The organism is Halomonas sp. A40-4 (genome assembly GCF_015767635.1).
Classification (GTDB): domain Bacteria; phylum Pseudomonadota; class Gammaproteobacteria; order Pseudomonadales; family Halomonadaceae; genus Vreelandella; species Vreelandella janggokensis.
Genome location: NZ_CP065230.1, coordinates 2,058,936 through 2,076,927, shown reverse-complemented (window position 1 = coordinate 2,076,927; position 17,992 = coordinate 2,058,936). Strand labels below are relative to the sequence as shown.

Annotated in this window: 17 protein-coding genes; 1 reads left to right on the top strand and 16 read right to left on the bottom strand. The window is 57.9% G+C overall.

Annotated features, from left to right (window positions below; genetic code table 11):
- Positions 1 to 6: 6 nt before the first annotated feature.
- Genes IT895_RS09725 through IT895_RS09710 form a run of 4 tightly spaced genes read right to left on the bottom strand, consistent with a single transcriptional unit; the run spans position 7 to position 5,421 of the window.
- The gene (locus IT895_RS09725) at positions 7 to 2,778 is read right to left on the bottom strand and encodes a sensor histidine kinase (protein WP_199285370.1); all 2,772 of its coding nucleotides are present in this window, start codon (positions 2,776 to 2,778) and stop codon (positions 7 to 9) included.
- 2 nt (positions 2,779 to 2,780) lie between these two features.
- Positions 2,781 to 2,990 carry a hypothetical protein gene (locus tag IT895_RS09720; RefSeq protein WP_085919543.1) on the bottom strand — a complete coding sequence of 70 codons (210 nt, stop codon included), beginning with the start codon at positions 2,988 to 2,990 and terminating at the stop codon, positions 2,781 to 2,783.
- Positions 2,987 to 5,050 (bottom strand): 3'-5' exonuclease, encoded by a 2,064-nt coding sequence (locus IT895_RS09715; protein ID WP_199285369.1) that lies wholly within the window; start codon positions 5,048 to 5,050, stop codon positions 2,987 to 2,989. Before IT895_RS09715 ends, IT895_RS09720 begins: the two co-directional genes overlap by 4 nt.
- Positions 5,047 to 5,421: a response regulator transcription factor gene (locus IT895_RS09710; RefSeq protein WP_085919545.1), complete on the bottom strand. Its 375-nt coding sequence runs from the start codon at positions 5,419 to 5,421 to the stop codon at positions 5,047 to 5,049. The genes IT895_RS09715 and IT895_RS09710 overlap by 4 nt, the downstream gene beginning before the upstream one ends.
- Positions 5,422 to 5,624: 203 nt before the next feature.
- On the opposite strand from IT895_RS09710, the gene IT895_RS09705 reads away from it, so the two are divergent.
- On the top strand, positions 5,625 to 6,716 hold the full coding sequence (locus tag IT895_RS09705) for a tRNA-queuosine alpha-mannosyltransferase domain-containing protein (protein ID WP_199285368.1): 1,092 nt from the start codon (positions 5,625 to 5,627) through the stop codon (positions 6,714 to 6,716).
- On the opposite strand, the gene nth is transcribed toward IT895_RS09705, so the two are convergent.
- The 12 genes from nth to IT895_RS09650 form a co-directional block, all read right to left on the bottom strand.
- Complete coding sequence (nth, locus tag IT895_RS09700; RefSeq protein ID WP_085919547.1) at positions 6,717 to 7,355, bottom strand: endonuclease III; 639 nt, start codon at positions 7,353 to 7,355, stop codon at positions 6,717 to 6,719.
- Positions 7,356 to 7,369: 14 nt separating this feature from the next.
- On the bottom strand, positions 7,370 to 8,071 hold the full coding sequence (locus IT895_RS09695; RefSeq protein ID WP_085919548.1) for an electron transport complex subunit E: 702 nt from the start codon (positions 8,069 to 8,071) through the stop codon (positions 7,370 to 7,372).
- Positions 8,068 to 8,706, bottom strand: a complete 639-nt coding sequence (gene rsxG, locus IT895_RS09690; RefSeq protein ID WP_199285367.1) for an electron transport complex subunit RsxG — start codon at positions 8,704 to 8,706, stop codon at positions 8,068 to 8,070. Before rsxG ends, IT895_RS09695 begins: the two co-directional genes overlap by 4 nt.
- Positions 8,703 to 9,740 carry an RnfABCDGE type electron transport complex subunit D gene (locus IT895_RS09685; RefSeq protein ID WP_199285446.1) on the bottom strand — a complete coding sequence of 346 codons (1,038 nt, stop codon included), beginning with the start codon at positions 9,738 to 9,740 and terminating at the stop codon, positions 8,703 to 8,705. The genes rsxG and IT895_RS09685 overlap by 4 nt, the downstream gene beginning before the upstream one ends.
- Positions 9,737 to 11,389, bottom strand: coding sequence for an electron transport complex subunit RsxC (rsxC, locus tag IT895_RS09680; RefSeq protein ID WP_199285366.1), 1,653 nt, complete (start codon positions 11,387 to 11,389; stop codon positions 9,737 to 9,739). The genes IT895_RS09685 and rsxC overlap by 4 nt, the downstream gene beginning before the upstream one ends.
- Entirely contained in the window at positions 11,373 to 11,981 is a 609-nt protein-coding gene (gene rsxB / locus IT895_RS09675; protein WP_199285365.1) for an electron transport complex subunit RsxB, read from the bottom strand. The genes rsxC and rsxB overlap by 17 nt, the downstream gene beginning before the upstream one ends.
- 8 nt (positions 11,982 to 11,989) lie before the next feature.
- A complete protein-coding gene (gene rsxA / locus IT895_RS09670) occupies positions 11,990 to 12,571 on the bottom strand; it encodes an electron transport complex subunit RsxA (RefSeq protein ID WP_199285364.1) in 582 nt (193 codons plus the stop codon).
- Positions 12,568 to 13,329: a GGDEF domain-containing protein gene (locus IT895_RS19365; protein ID WP_233337410.1), complete on the bottom strand. Its 762-nt coding sequence runs from the start codon at positions 13,327 to 13,329 to the stop codon at positions 12,568 to 12,570. Before IT895_RS19365 ends, rsxA begins: the two co-directional genes overlap by 4 nt.
- A 98-nt stretch (positions 13,330 to 13,427) precedes the next feature.
- A complete protein-coding gene (locus IT895_RS19360; RefSeq protein ID WP_233337409.1) occupies positions 13,428 to 14,171 on the bottom strand; it encodes a CHASE4 domain-containing protein in 744 nt (247 codons plus the stop codon).
- Positions 14,172 to 14,264: 93 nt separating this feature from the next.
- On the bottom strand, positions 14,265 to 16,301 hold the full coding sequence (gene metG / locus IT895_RS09660; RefSeq protein ID WP_085919555.1) for a methionine--tRNA ligase: 2,037 nt from the start codon (positions 16,299 to 16,301) through the stop codon (positions 14,265 to 14,267).
- A gap of 66 nt (positions 16,302 to 16,367) precedes the next feature.
- Complete coding sequence (locus IT895_RS09655; protein WP_085919556.1) at positions 16,368 to 16,649, bottom strand: hypothetical protein; 282 nt, start codon at positions 16,647 to 16,649, stop codon at positions 16,368 to 16,370.
- A 98-nt stretch (positions 16,650 to 16,747) separates the two neighbouring features.
- The gene (locus IT895_RS09650) at positions 16,748 to 17,929 is read right to left on the bottom strand and encodes a 1-acyl-sn-glycerol-3-phosphate acyltransferase (protein ID WP_085919557.1); all 1,182 of its coding nucleotides are present in this window, start codon (positions 17,927 to 17,929) and stop codon (positions 16,748 to 16,750) included.
- Positions 17,930 to 17,992: the final 63 nt, after the last annotated feature.

Genomic DNA, 17,992 nt, shown 5'->3' with positions numbered 1-17,992 from the left:
GTGGGATTATGGCGATGACGGCGATGCCGATGATTCTGTCGTCGTAGGGTGATCAGGGGCGGGCGGCAGCTCCAGTGTCAGGCATGCACCGCCCAGAGTTCTGGCATCTTCAACCCAGAGGCGTCCACCCAGATGGGCAATAATGCCCCGGCTGATGGGTAGCCCGAGCCCGCTTCCCTTGGGGCGGCCGTGGGGGATATCGCCGTCCTGCTGTATCTGATGGAATTTTTCAAATACCCGCTCGCGCTCATCAACGCTAATTCCCGCGCCGTTATCTTCCACGCTTAAGCGGAAATGATGGCGGTGACGGTATAGGCTCAGGCGCACCATGGGCTGATGGCGATCAGCAAACTTGCCCGCGTTATCGAGCAGATTGATGATTACCTGTTCCAGGCGGTCCTGATCGCCGATCACCATGGCCGGGTCGGCCTCAAGACTCATCTCAAGCTTGATCCCGCGTTCTTGATGCAGGTGTGCAATGGTATCCACACTGCGCCGCGCCAGCGCAGCCAGGTCAAGAGGCACCGGGTTAAGCGTTAAGCGGCCGCTCTCCAATCTGGCAAGATCCAGAATCTCTTCTATCAGGCGGGATAGTCGCTGGCTTTCATGAACGATGACGCCCAGAAAGTGCTGGCGCTTTTCGTCGGGTAGCTCGCTGTTATCACGCAGAATCTCCGCAAAGGCGCGGATCGAGGTGAGCGGTGTGCGCAGTTCATGGCTGACCATGGCGACAAACTCATCCTTCAATCGGTCCAGCTCGCGCAGCCGTTCATTTGCAGCGCGTAATTCTTCGCCGATTTGCGCCAACTCTTGGGACTTTTGCTCCAGGCGGCGGTTGTACTCAAGGGTTTGCGAGGTGGTATCCAGAATGCTCAGAATCGACTCGATATCCAGCGCTTCGCCGCGTACCACCGAGTTGATCAGAACCCGGGCAGAGGCGCTGCCCAGCGACCCGGCAAGGGCCTGCTCGGCGCGGGTAATCAGCTCGGCGTTGGCGGGCTCATCTGCTGCGAAGGCATTGTCGGCGCGGTTCTGACGGAAGACGCGCCGCGTTGCCTGGTTGCCTAGGTAGCGAATGAGCAACTCGCTAAGCGCCCCTTGCGTCGTTTGCCCTCGCCAGAGTGGGGCGGTTTGCAGGTTGGGGTGCATCGCTTCGGTGAACAGTGCTGCCTGGGTCTGTTCAAGTGGTGTGGGGCGGGTAAATAACGAAACACCCACCAATAGCCCGACGTTGGCCAGCATGCTCCAGAGTAGCGAATGGGTATAAATATCCCAGTCTTCGAGACCGAATAACCCATAGGGGATCAGCCAGGCGATTCCCCAGGGACCCTCGGTAAGCAATCCGGCATCCAACCAGCCGGACTGGGCAAAGCCTGGCAGCAGCAGCGTATAACACCAGACCACGAAACCCGCGATTAATCCTGCAGCGGCGCCCTGGCGAGTGGCACCACGCCAATAAAGGCCGATGAGCAGCGCCGGGGCGAACTGAGCCGCGCCGGCAAAGGACACCAATCCAATAGTGACCAGGCTATAGGAGTCGCCAATCAGCGCATGGTAGAGGTAGCCGAGAAGAAGAATCAGCACAATGGCCACCCGGCGGATGCCGAGCAGCCAGCCAGCAAGCTCGCCCTTGGTGCTCAGGTGCAGCCGCCGCGAGCGCAACAGCAGCGGCATGACCAACTGGTTGCTGACCATGGTGGAAAGCGCAATCGTCTCGACGATGACCATGCCGGTGGCGGCCGAGAGACCGCCTATAAATACCAGCAAGGGCAGCCCTTCCAGCCCGGCGGAAAGTGGCAGCGTCAACACAAAGCTGTCGGGGTCGCCAGCGCTCACGCCCAGGAGCAGTCCCGCCAACGCAATGGGAATCACGAACAGATTGATCAGCAGCATATACAGCGGGAACAGCCAGCTTGCCCGGGTGAGATGCTGCTCATCGACATTCTCGACAACCAGGACCTGAAACTGGCGCGGTAGGGTTAAAAAGGCCAGAAAAGCCAGTACCAGCATGCCTACCCAGCCGGTCGCGCCGCCAGGCACACTATCCAGGCGCATGCTGCCGGCCAGGCCGGGCGTTGCGGCCACCTGGTCAAACAGCGCGCCAGGCCCTTCAAACATGACAAAGACGACGAACACGCCGACGGCCATGAACGCCACCAGCTTGACGATCGACTCCAGCGCAATGGCTGCCACCATGCCCTCATGGCGTTCGCTGGCATCCAGGTGGCGGGTACCAAACAGGATGATGAAAACGGCCAGAACCAGAGCGACCCAGAGCGACTTATCCATCCAGAAGTGTTCATCGACAAGGGTGGTGTCGGCCGCTGCGGGGTAGTTGATCAGCACCGCATGGCTGACGGTGATCGCTTTTAACTGCAAGGCGATGTAGGGCGTGATGCTGATCAGGGCCATCAAGGCGACGAGGGCGCCGAGGCTGCTGCTTTTGCCGTAGCGGGCACTGATAAAGTCGGCAATCGATGTGATGCGCTGGCGAGCGGCGATGCGCACCATTTTGCGGATGATAAAGGGCGACAGCAGCATTGCAAGCGTGGGCCCCAGATAAATGAGCAAAAAACTGGGCCCATGCTCGGCGGCACGCCCCACGCTGCCGTAGAAGGTCCAGGCAGTGCAGTAAACGGCGATGGAAAGCGCATAAACCGTGGGGGAGCCGATCAGTGACCGGCCCTGTTCTGCGCGACGATCTCCCCAGGCAGCGACCACGAACAGCAGGGCCAGATAACCAAAGGCGGTGCCCAGAATAATAGGGTCAGTGCGCATGGTCAGCGGCCTGCACGGTGTTCCATCAGCCATGCCGCCAGGCCGATGATGATTGCCCAGGCGCTAAATAGATACAGGGATAGCCAGCCAATGTGGGGTGAGGGAAGGCGGTCAACCACAATGATCAGCGGCGGGCAAAACAGCACCAAGGCAATGGCAACTAGAGCGACCAGGCGTTCTGTTTTGCGTGATTGAGGGCCTGAAGGTGTCATGAGGCGCTGGCATCCTCTCGGTCGAAGGCATTGGCCTGGAGGGCAAGTAGTTGCTCCAGAGTATTGATGCCTCGGGCTTCCAGGCGTGGTAGCAGGGCAAGCCAGAGTTCGGCGGTGACGCGCGCATCACCCAACGCCGTGTGACGTGTGCCGGGCGGGAAGGCCAGGTCGTAGCGCTCGGCGAGGCTATCCAGGTCGTGTCCATCCAGCGCTTCGTCCAGTGCGCGCGAGATGAGGAGGGTGTCGATCACGGGGAGATCAAAGGTCACCCCTTGATGACTGATGGCGAGTAAGTCAAAAGCGGCATTATGGGCCAGCAGTACCGCTTCACCGGCATAGTCGCGAAAACGGCTAAGCACAATATCCAGGGGGGGCGCGCCGGCCACATCGGCATCGGTAAGGCCGTGAATGGCGGTACTGGCCAGCGGAATAGGCCGCTTGGGATCCACTTTTTGATCGAAGACGTCGCTTGCCAGCAGGCGTGCGTTAACCACGCGGCAGGCCCCAAGGCTGATCACGGTATCCCCTCGGCGCAGTTCAAGCCCGGTGGTTTCGGTATCAAATGCCACCACGTCCAGGCTGCGCAGCGAGCGGCTGGCGAGAGCTTCATCCGGCGGTGGCAGGTCGGCAATCCCAAAGTCATGGAATTCGGGGCGCGGCGGGGCGGTTTCTCGTGGGGCGCCTACACGGTCCATGGCGGGTAGTGGAAGGCGCAGGCGGGCATGAACGCCATCATCGTCGGTCAGGCTCCAGATATCGCTGGCATGCTGGCGCAGTACGTCGGAAACGATGGGGCTCAGCGGCAGAGAAGGCAGCGGTTGTTGCCGCCACTCGGCCAGCTCATGCTCGGGTAACGCCTTGCCCTGCCAGATAAGGTCTAGATAGACACGCTTATTACCCAGGCACATCTCGCCTTCAAAGCCGCTGTCGGGCAGGTGCGCATTGAGATGCTTGACCAGCGAATCAAACAGCGCAATCAGAGCCGGCGCGTCGCCCTTGAACCAGGCAGGCATGCCGACGGGGGTAATCAGGCGGTGCTCGGGGTCAAGGCGTTCGTCCAGGGCTTGCCAGAAGTCGTTTGACCACATGGGGGTCAGGCGTTCGCCCTGATGCTGCATGGCATCCAGTAGCTGGCCGATTTGGGCAACGTTGTCGCCAAGTGTGGCGCCTTCCTCCTGGATGACGCGTTCAAGACGCTGGCGTAGCGATGAGGTTTCCAGGTCGCCTTGATGACGAAGCTGGATCAGCGCGTCCGCGGCACTGGTCAGGCTCGCGGTATGCTGGCGAAGGGGCGTCAACATGTCAGCAAGCTCCGCTCTTACCCCCATTTCGTTCGACCAGGAGGCGGTCGCGTCACTGAACGTCAACAGCGTTTCGCCATCGCTACCCGGGACGCGGCGTAAAATGACCTTTAGCCAGCGGTTGTCACAAGGAGAAAGCAGCTCACGGGGGGCGCCATCGTTGGGTAGCTGGCTGATCGCCTGCTGCAAGCTCGCTACCGGCAGTAGCGCTTCCAGGCGTTTGCCCAGGCCGAGGCCGGTATTATCGGCGAAAAAGTCTTCGGCTGCCTGATTGAACAGCATCACACGACGATGATGGTCACATAGCAGGAGAGGTGTTTCGAGCACCTGCAACAGGGTTTCAAGCTCCTGGCGAATTTTGGCGGCGCTGCGCGCGCCTTCGGTATGCGCCGTGGCCAGGCGACTGCGGTCTTCACGCCAGCTCTCGCGGACCCGCTTAAGGTCTGGCCCCAAGCCTTTTAGCCAGCCTTCGGGCGGGTATTCATCGCGTGCATCGGGGTTGGCCACCAGGCGTGCCAATTGGACCTGCAGGTGGCGCAAGGGGGTGAACAGCATGCGTTCAAGCAGCAACCCCGCCAGGAAAATCGTGGCGCCGCCAGAGAAACTGCCCAGCCACAAGGCGACTCGCGTCGCCCCACTTGGCGCCAATTGGGCATCCAGCCACGCAGCAAAGACAGCCCCGCCCAGCAGGCTGATGCCGCTAAGCAGAAGCCACAGGCCAATCAATCGCTGGCGTTTGGGCAGCCCACCTCTTGTCATGGGTTGTTTCCTGTCAGCAGTGCGTTGACTTTTTCGACCAGTGCCTGGGTAGAGAAAGGCTTGGTAATGTAATCATCAGCTCCCAGTGCCATGCCTTTTTCCCGCTCCACCTCGCGGCCATGGGCGGTCAACATAATGATGGGGAGTGTTGCAGTGTCGGGGGCTTGGCGTAACTGCTCCAGTACATCGAACCCACTGATACCCGGTAAGCTGATGTCCAGCAAGATTAGATCCGGCTTGCTTTGTTGCACATGCACAAGTGCTTGCTCGCCGTCTTCTGCCGTCATGACCTCGAAGCCTCCTTGCTGCATAAGAAACTCAAGCGAGATTAAGATGTTGGGTTCGTCATCGACCACAAGCACTCTGGCCATTGTGCTCTCCATGGATTAAAGGTGTTGGGGCGGACCGAGTTGCCCGGTTATTAGCCTGAGTGTAGGTAGGCGAGCTGGCTGCGCCAAGACGACCTTGGTAACAAAGCGATGGCTGTGGATTTTCAATAGGTAGCCTGCGGCTGTGATGACAAGCAACGCCTGGGTATTACACAATTGTATTAACGCTACCCAACGAGACCCTAATGAACGCTCCCTTGAATCGCCGGAAGCGGGTTTTATTGCTATCCGCCTATGATGCCGTGAGCCATCGCTACTGGGCCGACAGCGTGATTCGTCACGTCGAGACTGTCGAGTGGACGCAACTGCGCTTGCCAGCGCGGCATTTTCGCTGGCGTGTCCGTGGTAACCCATTAACATGGCTGCTTAAAGAGCGGGGAACGCTGAGTCAGTCCTATGATGTGGTGCTGGTAACCTCGATGGTGGACCTGGCGACGTTAATCGGCTTGTTCCCTTCGCTGGGCCAGGCGCACAAGATCATCTATTTTCATGAGAACCAGTTTGCCTACCCTGTGTCGGAAGCGCAGCACTCCTCGGTGGAAGGCAGAATGGTCAATCTGTATTCCGCTCTGGCGGCCGATACGGTGATTTTTAATACCGCCTATAACCGCGACTCCTTTGTCGATGGCGCGCGCGCCTTTTTAAAAAGGATGCCCGAGAATGTACCGGCGGTAAAACCTCTTGAGGCGCTGCGACAACGCGCCAGAATACTGCCTGTCCCGATCATGCCCCTTGATGGCGGGTACCACGGCCAGCGCCATCCCCGGCGAATTCTATGGAACCACCGCTGGGAGTACGACAAGAACCCTGAGGACTTTTTCGAGGTGCTTTTTGAACTGAGCGGCCAGGGTGTGGCCTTCGAGCTTGCAGTGGTGGGGCAACGCTTTCGTCATGTCCCGCCGATTTTTGCCGAGGCGGAGCAACGACTTGCGTCACATATCACCGCCTGGGGGCCGCTGCCGGAAGGGCATTATCAGGCCGAGTTGGATAAAGCCGGTATCGTGGTGTCAACGACGTGGCACGAGTTTCAAGGGTTGGCGATCATGGAGGCGGCCCAGCGTGGCGCACGACCGTTAGTGCCAGACCGTCTTTGCTTCCCGGCACTTTACCCCAAGGCGTATCGTTACGATGGCACCCGAGGTGGGCTTTACGATCAGTTGTACCGCTGGCTTACAACGCCGACAGACCAACCGGAGCCATTGAATACGGCTCAATGGGAGTGGCCAGCATGGCAGGCGGCCTATTCGTCCCTGCTGGAGGAAGATGCATTTGAGTGATCAAGCAATCTCGGTTTTTTCTTTATAGTCGCATAGATCTTCAATGATGCAGCTGCCGCATCGCGGCTTGCGGGCAACGCACGTATAACGGCCGTGCAGGATCAGCCAGTGGTGAGCATCCTGCAGAAAATCCTTGGGCACGTGGCGCAACAGTTTTTGCTCTACCTCGACGACGTTTTTACCCTTGGCAATGCCCGTTCGATTGGCAACCCGGAAAATGTGCGTATCCACCGCCATGGTCGGTTGGCCGAAGGCCGTATTCAAAATGACGTTAGCCGTCTTGCGTCCCACGCCGGGCAAGGCCTCAAGCGCAGGACGGGTTTGAGGCACTTCCCCATTGTGCTGTTCGACCAGTTGATGGCAGGTTTTCATCAGGTTTTCGGCCTTGGTGTTGTACAAGCCGATGGTCTTGATATGGGTTTTCAGGCCATCGATACCCAGGTCGATAATGTCCTGGGGCGTGTTAGCGACAGGGAACAGGCTGGCGGTTGCCTTGTTGACGCCTACATCGGTGGCCTGGGCGGAGAGCAGCACCGCGGCGAGCAACTCGAAAGGCGTATGCCAATTGAGCTCAGTTGTGGGGTGAGGGTTTTCTGCCTGCAGCCGGGCGAAAATTTCATGACGCTTTTGGGCATTCATGGTCAGTCTCTGGGTTATTTAATCGTCCCCGTGACGCGGACACGGCGCTGTTCACGGGGGGTGATGGTCTTGGGTTGTGACGATGCCTCACGGCGTTGGTCAATGCTGTTTTTCAGCGCGATCAGCAGCCCCGCGACGAAAAACGCGCCGGGAGGAAGTACAAAAAACAGAAACTGATAGTCGTCGATCAATGTCAATCGCCAGCCATCGGCCATCGGCCCGAACAATAGCGCCATTTCCCGGAACAGCGTCCCCTGGCCCAGCAGTTCGCGTAATGCGCCTAACACCACCAGTACAGCGCCAAAGCCGAGCCCCATCATCAAACCATCAATGGCGGCAGGTAACACTGGCTGGCGCGAGGCAAACGCCTCGGCACGGCCCAGAATGGCGCAGTTGGTCACAATCAGCGGAATAAAAATCCCCAGCACCTGATAAAGCGGGTAGGCGTAGGCGGCCATGAGGAGCTCAGCGCAGGTGACAAAGGCGGCAATAATCATCACAAAGGCAGGCAGGCGGACGGCGCTGGGGACCTGGTGACGAATCAGCGATACGGTCGTGCTGGCGCCGACCATGACGACCAGCGTGGCCATGGCCAGCCCCAATGCATTGACCACGCTCGCACTGACAGCCAATAACGGGCATAGCCCCAGCAGTTGAACCAGCGCCGGGTTGTTTGACCACAGTCCTTCACGCGAAAGCTGGCCAAGTTGGCTCATCGCTTTGGCTCCTCTGCTTGCCGCTTGGGTGTATTGTCAAATAGTGCATGGTTGGCCGCATATTGTAGGGCACTGTGTACAGCATCGACCACAGCTCGGGGGGTAATGGTGGCGCCAGTAAAGGCATCAAAATGACCGCCATCTTTTTGTACTGCCCAGTCTTCGGTGGCTAGCGAATCCAAGCGTAAGCCATCGAAGTCAGTGATCCAATCGCTACGGCGGCGCTCGATGTCGTCGCCCAGGCCTGGGGTTTCCTGATGCCGGGTGACGCGAACCCCACTGATTCGCTGTTGCTCATCAAGCCCCACGAGCAGGTGGATGTCGCCGTTATAGCCGCGTCGGGTGACCACCGGTAACACGACAGCGCGTTGCTGATCGTTTTCCACTTGCCAGCCGGTCACACCGCCGGGGTAGCCGAGTTTTTCAGCATCGGGCAACGAAACGGAGGATACCGTCGCCCGATGGGTAAGGGCTTCGGGCAGAACGGCCTGGCGCTGGCGTTGCTGATAGGCTTGCTGGTGCGCGTCGATACGCTCGGCAGTCAATGCCCTCAGCGAGGCGACACTGCCCGCCGTGATCAAGGCAAACAGGCCTAACGTCAGTGCACCGCGCTGCATGGCGTTGAGGGTGCTCATGGTTGTGCCCTGCCAGTAGCGGCTTGCGATTCCGTCGTGGCGGGCACCGTGTAAATATCCAACAGCGGTACGCACAGGTTCATGAGTAGCACGGCAAAGGCGACCGCATCGGGGTAGCCGCCCCAGGTACGAATCACGATGACAAGCAGGCCGATCCCAGCGCCGTAGATCAGTTTGCCGCGCTGGCTGGTGGCCGCGGACACAGGGTCGGTGGCAATGAAAAATGCGCCAAATAGTGTCGCGCCGGTGAACAGGTGTAGCCAGAGTGAGGCGGCTTCATCGGGGTTGAATAAGTACAGCAACGCGGCGGCGGCTGTCATGCTGCCAAGCATGGCGACGGGGATATGCCAGCTGATCAGGCGTTTGGCAAGCAGCATTGCGCCCCCCACTGCCCAGGCCGCCGAAATCCACTCCCACGCAGTGAGGGTGGCTCGGGGTAGCGGCGGGTTAGCCCAGAATTGGCTGGCGGATACCTCCTCGGCTTTATGTTTGAACGCGTCCAGCGGTGTTGCGCCGCTTAAACTGTCAATCTGCTCAAGCGAGGTACTGCCCATGATTTGGCTGACAAGCGTATCGGGCCATAGCGGCTGGGGCGTCGGCCACAGGGTCATGTAGGTGGGAAACGACACCAGTAACAGGGCATAGCCCACCATGGCGGGATTGAAAGGGTTGTTTCCCAGCCCGCCATAAAGGTGCTTGGCGACCACGATGGCCGCGACCATGCCGATGCCGATCAACCACCAGGGACTGGCAGGGGGTAACGACGCGCCGAGCAATACGCCAGTGAGTAGCGCGCTGGCATCATTGAGCGGCCGCAAATTGCGGTGACGCAGCCGCAGGACAAGGGCCTCCAGCCCCAGCCCGAAAGCGGCGGCGAGGACGACGTTGCTGACCACGCCCAGGCCGAAAAAAAACGTCATGGTGGCAAGGCCAGGCAGTGTGGCAATGATCACCCAGCGCATGATACCCCCGGTGCTGGGCATTTTCGTCAAGCGGGGTCGGTCGTCTACCTGGGACGCGTGCAGCATACTTATGAAGTCTCTTGGGGTTCGCCTGCTTCACGAGCCTCGGCGAGGCGTGCCTCGGCTGCCTGCAGATTTTCCTGGGCGGTGGCCAACTGAATTTCGAGGTCGTCGTTGGGCTGTTCAGGGTCTTGCTGGGCAGCCCGCGCGAGGTTCTTCTCGGCTTTCCTGACCGCGGCTTTGGCGGCGGTTTGCGCGATGCGTAAACTTCGCAGGTCGGCTTGAGGAGAAGCGCCCTGAGAATCGGATTGCTGAGTCGACTGCCTGGCAAGTCGTGCCTGCCGACGCGCCTGCTTTTCTGCTTCCTCGCGGGCGAGCCGCGCCTGCCGCCATTCAAAGCGATGCTTGGCATGCTCAGCCTTGGCGGTTTCCAGTTGCTGTTGGCGAAGCCGGGTTTTAGCCTGACGATAGTCGGCAACCAGGGGAATATGGCTCGGGCAAACGTAGCTACAGGCATTGCACTCTATGCAATCGAACAGCCGGTAGTGAGCCAGCTTGGTATCGTCCTGAGCGCGCGCATACCAATGCAACTGCTGGGGTAATAAGTTGGCCGGGCAGACCTCTTCACACGCGCCGCAACGAATGCAGGGCGATTCGGGCGGCGCAGGCGGGAGCTCTTGCCGCGTGGCAGCAATCAAGCAGTTGGTGGTTTTGGTCACCATGCCTTCAAGGTCGTCAAGCGGCGTACCCATCATGGGGCCGCCCTCGATCAGTTGATGAAGTTCTGCCCGATTCAGGCCGGCCTCGTCGAGCAGGGCGGCCATCGGCGTACCGATCCGTACCCAGCGATTACCCGGGTCGGCGATGGCCTCACCGGTCAGTGTCACCAGTCGTTCAACCAGCGGTTCGCCATCGCGAACCGAGCGCAGGGCTGCCAGGAGCGTGCCGGGATTTTGGCAGAGCACGCCCACGTCAGCGGGTAACCCCTGGTCGGGCACGTCGCGGTTGAGTAGCGATTTAATCAACTGGCGCTCGCCTCCGCTGGGGTAACGGGTGGCGATTACGCTGACGGTCACACTGAGCGGTTGGCTTTCTGCCTTCGCTTGACGCAGGGCGCTTATCGCCTCGGGCTTGTTATCTTCAATGCCGACAACGATCTGCTTGGCGCCACAAAGCGAGGCGATGAACTGGGCACCTTCCAGCACATCCGAAGTGTACTGCTGCAGCGTAAGGTCATCCACGGTGATATAGGGTTCACATTCGGCGGCGTTGACCACCAGGGTATCGATGCGCTGGCGCTCGCCGATTCGGGCCTTGATATGAGCAGGAAAACCCGCGCCGCCGAGCCCTACCACGCCGCTTTGTTCCAGGCGCCTAAGCAGTTGATCAGCGCTTTCGGTACGCCATTCAAGCGGCGTCAAGCGTTGCCAGGTATCAACGCCGTCACCGTCGATGGTGATGGTATGGCGATCCACCTGGGTGACCTGGCCGCTGATGCTGGCATGCAAAGTGGCTGAAATCATGCCGTCGCCCCTGGCGATCGGCGTGCCAACCCTGACGCTATCACCCACGGCGACGGTCGCCAGGGCAGGGCGACCGGCATGCTGGTCCAAATGCAGCACGACTTGATCGGGCAACCTTGCATGACGCACCGGCCCTTGGGAGCGCTGTTTGCGTTCGGGCGGATAGACGCCGCCATGAAACTCAAAGGTGCGTGCCATGAGGCATCTCCATTGACGAGCGGCGGTCACTGGCAATCACCTGGGGTGGATAGGTGATGGGTCGCCATTGGTCCAACGGCTTACTCCGCGGCAGCATATCAATGCAATCGACCGGGCAGGGGTCAAGGCATAAATCGCAGCCTGTGCACTCATCTTCGATAACGGTGTGCATCTGTTTGGCGGCGCCAATGATCGCGTCCACCGGACACGCCTGGATACATTTGGTACAGCCAATGCACTCATCCTCGCGGATGAACGCCACCAAATCCTCACTCGGGGCTTCACCATCCAGCGGTTCAGGCGTGCGGCCCAACAGGTCGGCTAGGGCGGTAATGGTGGCTTCGCCGCCGGGCGGGCACTTGTTGATGGCATCACCCTGGTTGATGGCTTCGGCATAGGGGCGGCAGCCAGGATAGCCACATTGCCCGCACTGCGTCTGTGGCAGCAGAGTATCAATCTGCTCGACCAGGCTGGATTCATCTCCCTTGAAACGCCCGCTAACGGCGCCCAGCAGGGCACCAAACCCCACGCCTAGCGCGGTGAGCACCGCAATGGCGCTGAGCAGGCTGATGATCGAAAAGGCATCACTCATCGACGCACCTATCCTTGGACCAGGCCAGAAAAGCCCATGAAGGCAAGTGACATCAAGCTGGCCGTGATCATGGCAATGGCGGCACCTTTGAAAGGCCGGGGCGTATCCGCCGCGGCGAGGCGTTCGCGCATGGCGGCAAAAAGTACCAGTACCAGGGAAAACCCAACCGCGGCGCCCAGGCCGTAAAGGGTGGTGGCAATAAAACTCAGATCGCGATTAAGTGACAGTAGGGCAACGCCAAGTACCGCGCAGTTGGTGGTGATCAAGGGTAAAAAAATACCCAGTACACGATGCAGCAAGGGACTTAGCTGGCGCACCATGATATCGGTGAACTGGACCACGGCGGCAATCACCACGATAAAGCTGATGGTGCGCAAATAGGTAACGTCCAGGGGCACCAGCAGTCCATGGTAGACCACGAAACTGGCGGCGGAGGCCAGGGTCAGTACAAAGGTGGTGGCCAATGACATACCCATCGCCGATTCAAGTTTATTGGAAACACCCATGAACGGACATAAACCAAGAAACTGCACCAGCACAAAATTGTTGACCAGCGCGGTGCTGACCAAGATCACAAAGAGCTCATTCATTGCGGAGCATTGTGTTCAGGCGTCAGCCCACTGGCTAGCTGGGGGCTGAAGAATGCCACCTGGTGTCGGCCCGCTTCCTTGGCCAGATAGAGCGCCTGGTCGGCGCAGCTGACCACCGCACTGGGTGACTGGTATTTAGCGTCTTTTTGCATGGCAATACCGACACTTATCGTGACGAACGGTTTAACGGGTGAGGTTGAATGAGGAATCTGTAAGCCATCGATCGCCGCCAAAAGCTGTTCCCCAATGCCTCTTGCCTTATCGGGCGAGATGTGGGGAAGCAGGGCGCAGAACTCTTCTCCGCCGGTTCGGGCAATGAAAAAGTCTCTCGTTCGGGCGAGACTGTACATGGCGTCGGCAATACGTTGCAAGCAGACGTCCCCTTCGGGATGCCCATAATGGTCGTTGTAGAGTTTGAAGTGATCAATATCCAGCATCATCACGGCAACTGAGTCTGAATCGGTACTGGTGTCGCTGAAGGCAGTTTCAAGTTGCTGGTCAAAGAGCCGCCGGTTGGGCAGCCCTGTCAGCGCGTCATGCGTGGACATCTTCAGAAGTTCATCATTGAGCTGTTGCTGGCAGGTAAACTGTTCCTGAAACGCTCGTGACAGCAACCCTATTTCGTCGCTTCGTCTGGTGAGCTTATGTACATCCGTCTCGTGTATATCCAGCTGTTGAGTAAATTGGGTAAGTAAGCGCAACGGCTTAAGTACAATTTTCTCAAGCAGCAGTAGTACCACGGCAATGACCAGAATCATTAGGACAGCCGTCCACAACAGAACATAGCGAAAGGTGGTCAAGCTAGTTAAATAGCTAGTGCGATTGAGCTCTATGCCTATTCCTAGTGAAACGGGGGTTAGTGGACTATAGATGGGTAAGTAACGTTCGGCATGAACGATGTTACCAGAGAAGCTAAGAGCATCACTGTGCTTGAGGCGGCCTGCCGGGTAAGGCTCAGGTTGATAGGCAGCCCCGTGTATTCTTCCATGAAGCTCAGCCATTCGTCGTCTAAGGCGCGTGTCTTAAATAGCCATCCCGCCGGTGAGCCACTTTTATCGGTGCGTAAAATGGGGGTGGAGCCCACCATTACAGGCTCCTGGTCAGCATAGATAGCGCTTTGATCTGCTCTATCCCCATCAATGGCTGACTGCATGCGGTTAACCCAAGGCTCCATCCAGGCACATTCGTCGTTAGGCGTTTCACATGTTTGGTAGTTGCCCGTCGTCGGGTTAATACCGGCTAAAAAGTAGACTTCTCCAGCATTATTGAAAAACGCCATCAGCTGATAGCGCATATCGTCAAACATTTCCTGACTGAAGTTGACGTCTTTGTAGCGTGGATAGTCACCTTGGACAAACTGATAGGTATCATCCCAATGAGCCCAGTCACGCACCTGGGCAAGCAGTTGCTGCTGCTCAAGCTGAAAGCTGCGCTCAACGCGATCTAATTCTCGTTTTACGGCCTGGCGCTCTTCAGCTTGCAATGCCGGAAAGATGACCGATGAACTGATCGCGGCCAGTGCAACGATTGCACAGATAAGTAATCCGCCAAGAGCAGCGAAAAAGCGGAAACGCAATGAGCGTGGAATATGCCGGTGCATAAAGTGAACCAAAAGTGTATGGGTACTAAATAAGTGCTTATAAAAAAGGGGCGAAGGCTGGGTGCCTTGCCCCTTTTACTGCCGGATACCTAGTTAGGTGACACGCTGACCCGGTTCCGCACCAGAGTCCGGCGAGAGAAGATAAATGCCGTCTTGGTTAGCCGATGCCAGTACCATTCCTTCCGACACACCAAAGCGCATTTTGCGCGGCGCGAGGTTGGCGACCATGACGGTTAAACGGCCTTCCAGTGCTTCCGGGGCATAAGCGGAGCGGATACCCGAAAAGACATTACGGGTTTCGCCGCCCAGGTCGAGCGTTAGTTGAAGCAGTTTGTCCGCGCCCTCGACGTATTGCGCCCTGGCGATACGCGCGATGCGCAGGTCAACCTTGGCAAACTCATCGAAACTGATTTCTGCCGCGATGGGGTCGTCTGTCAAGGGGCCCTTGGGGGTTTCCTTAAGCTTTTGCTCTTCCACGATATCCTCCTTTGAGGCATCGATCATGGCGTCAATCTTGTCGCGCTCGATGCGCTGCATGAGGGGTTTGAATTTGTTGATGTCATGGTCGACAAGCACCTCTTGACGGCTCTCCCAGTCCAGCGACTCCACATTCAGGAAGACTCTTGCCTGGTCAGCCATGCCGGGGACTACCGGTGCAAGGTAAACCATCAGTTGGCGGAACAGGTTAATGCCCACCGAGCAGATGTCGAGCACTTCGTCATCCCGGCCTTCCTGCTTGGCGAGCACCCAAGGCTCTTTTTCAGCAATATAGGTATTGGCCTCGTCGGCCAGCTCCATGACGTGGCGCATCGCGCGGCTAAATTCGCGCGCTTCAAAGTCCTGGGCAATGCTGTCGCCAGCAGCGATGAACCGGGCGACCATCTGTGGCTCGCTGCAATGGGCGGATAAGCGACCGCCGCCAAGCTTTTTGACAAAGCCGGCGCAACGGCTGGCAATGTTGACGACTTTGCCGACCAGATCCGCATTCACCCGGGCGGCAAAATCGTCAAGGTTGAGGTCAAGGTCATCGACCTTGGACGTCAACTTGGCGGCAAAGTAGTAGCGCAGGTATTCAGGGTTCAGGTAGTCGGCGTAGGTGGCTGCCTTGATAAAGGTACCCCGCGACTTCGACATCTTGGCGCCGTCCACGGTGACAAAACCGTGGCAGTTAACGGCGGTTGGCGTTCGAAGGTCTGCCCCCTCGAGCATCGCCGGCCAGAAAAGCGCGTGAAAATACACAATATCCTTGCCGATAAAGTGATAGATCTCGGCATCCGAGTCTTTTTCCCAGTAGCTGTCGAAGTCAATGCCCTCTCGCTCGCAGAGGTTCTTGAAGCTCGCCAGATAACCGATCGGCGCGTCCAGCCAGACGTAAAAGTATTTGCCGGGGGCATCGGGGATTTCAAAACCGAAATAGGGGGCGTCTCGGGAGATGTCCCACTCGTTAAAGCCCGACTCAAACCACTCCATCAGCTTGTTGCGAATCTGCGGCTGTACATGGCCATCGTTAATCCAGCGCTGCAGGAAATCAGCAAAGTCCGGCAACTTGAAGAAGTAGTGCGTGGAGCTGCGGACTTCGGGCGTGGCCCCTGAAATCGCCGAGACCGGATTTATCAACTCGGCTGGCGTATAGGTAGCGCCACATTTTTCGCAGTTATCGCCGTACTGATCGTCCGCACCGCATTTTGGGCAAGTGCCTTTGATGAACCGGTCAGCGAGAAATAATCCCTTGTGCGGGTCGAACATTTGTTCAATTTCCCGCGTGGCGATGTGGCCCTTGTCGCGTAAGCGCTGGTAGATCAGCTCGCTGTAATAGCGGTTTTCGTCGGAATGGGTTGAGTGATAATTGTCAAAGGCAACCCCGAAGCGCGCAAAGTCGGCTTGGTGATCGCGTGAAACCCGGTCGATTAATGCCTCAGGGGAAATACCTTCCTGCTCGGCGCGCAGCATGATGGCGGTGCCGTGTGCGTCGTCGGCACATACGTAGTGGCACTGCTGACCACGGCTTTTCTGAAAGCGCACCCAAATATCGGTTTGGATATATTCAAGCAAGTGGCCCAGATGGATAGCGCCGTTAGCGTAAGGCAGCGCGCTGGTAACCAATATGCGGCGCGAGGAGGTAGTTGACATGATGAACGAAGATCCCGGTCAGGCATTAACAAAAAGATAAAACGGTGAGGCGGCTCAAGTAACTGACTAGTAGAGCGCCTGTTCCTCTTGAACCACTTCACGCAATAGCTCTAAAAACAATTTATCCGCCTCAGAGTGCTCGGTTGGGTCTTCAGGGATATGCACGCTAGTGGTATCAGATATTTGGTTGGCAATACGCGCCATGACGGCGGGGCTGTTGCCCTCGGCCAATTCTTCTCGGGCAATGGTCAGCGACTGCTCAAGAATTTTGGGGTCTTGCAGCAGCTTGCGAATAAAGCCGCGGAGCTCATTGATGATACGGGTTTTCTGGATTTCTGAAGCGGACATGGGGTTCTCCTTCATATCGCGACGAGCATGGCGTCAAGCGAGGCCACTAAATACCTCGACAATAGCATTTTTTCTGCCAACGAGCATGGCGTGTAACCTCAGTGGGTTAAACGCCCCGCCTTGTGTTTAACCGGGTTGGCGTATTGTGCCAGCCAGTAAGGCCGCAGCGGTTCCGGCACGTTTGCCAGTCGCGCATTGAAACGCTCTCTGTCTTCACGGGTAATGGTGCGACGTGCCACCAGTTCAGGGGCATCCCCAAGGGCTTCCAGCGCCAGATAATGGCTGGGAAAAAGTCGGTAACCGCCAATCACCTGCCGGTCAATTTCAGCGGCGACTTCATCGGGGGTGGCCATGTCGGCCCCCACGGGCGTGCCGAATCGCAGTTGAACACGGCCCTTGGTGCCGGTGATGCCAGCCACAATAGATTGAATGTCTTCGAATTCGCTTTTCGCGTAATGGCCCTTCGTGTCGATATCGTGAAGTTCCTGGGCTTTTTGCAGGTCGCAAGGATCATATTCGTAACTGATCGAGACGGGCACAAGCTTAAGCTCGGCAATGGCATCGCCAAATTGAGCGTCACGATTGCTGAGGCGACTCGCAATGGTCAGCATCTTGATGATGGCAGGGTCGGTCCGGTCAATCCCGTTTTTGGCTCGACCTTCCCGTTGAGCCATCCAGATCGAGTGTTGATCCTCGGTAATCGAATGGCGGATATAGGACGAAAGTTTCTGGTATGCGGCCAGCATGGCGCGCTTGCCACGTGCACTGCGAGGGACGATGAAACTTTTGTTGAGCCGCATGAGATCGGTGACGTAGGGCTTTTTCAATAAATTGTCACCAATCGCAATACGCACCGTGTCCCGATCAGCCTGGTAGAGAGCGTAGTTGACGAAAGCCGGGTCCAGCGAAATATCCCGGTGATTACCGATAAACAAATAGGCGCTATCAGGATCCAGTTTGTCCAGCCCGGCAACCTCGAATGCATCGGTTGTGGTGCGGATCATGCGCACCATATAGCTGGCAATGCGCATCTGGAATTCACGCACGCTGGTGACGCCCTTGACTTCCCGGCGCACCGCTTGACTGGCAATGGCACGTGCCAGCGGGGGTGCCCAGCGAGCCAGGCGGGGCAGCCGGAAGCGGGTAAGCGCATTTAGCAACTCGTTATCCCGCGAAAGCTTGGCAAGCACGTCAGCCACTTCATGATCCATGTAAGGGCGGACATCCGCCCAGGGGTCTGATGGCATCGAGGCGGTCGAAGCGTTATTGTGATGTGTCATGCGATCCGTAATATTTCTTCAATAAAATCAAATGTATGAGCGATAGTCGTTGACCTTTGGGCA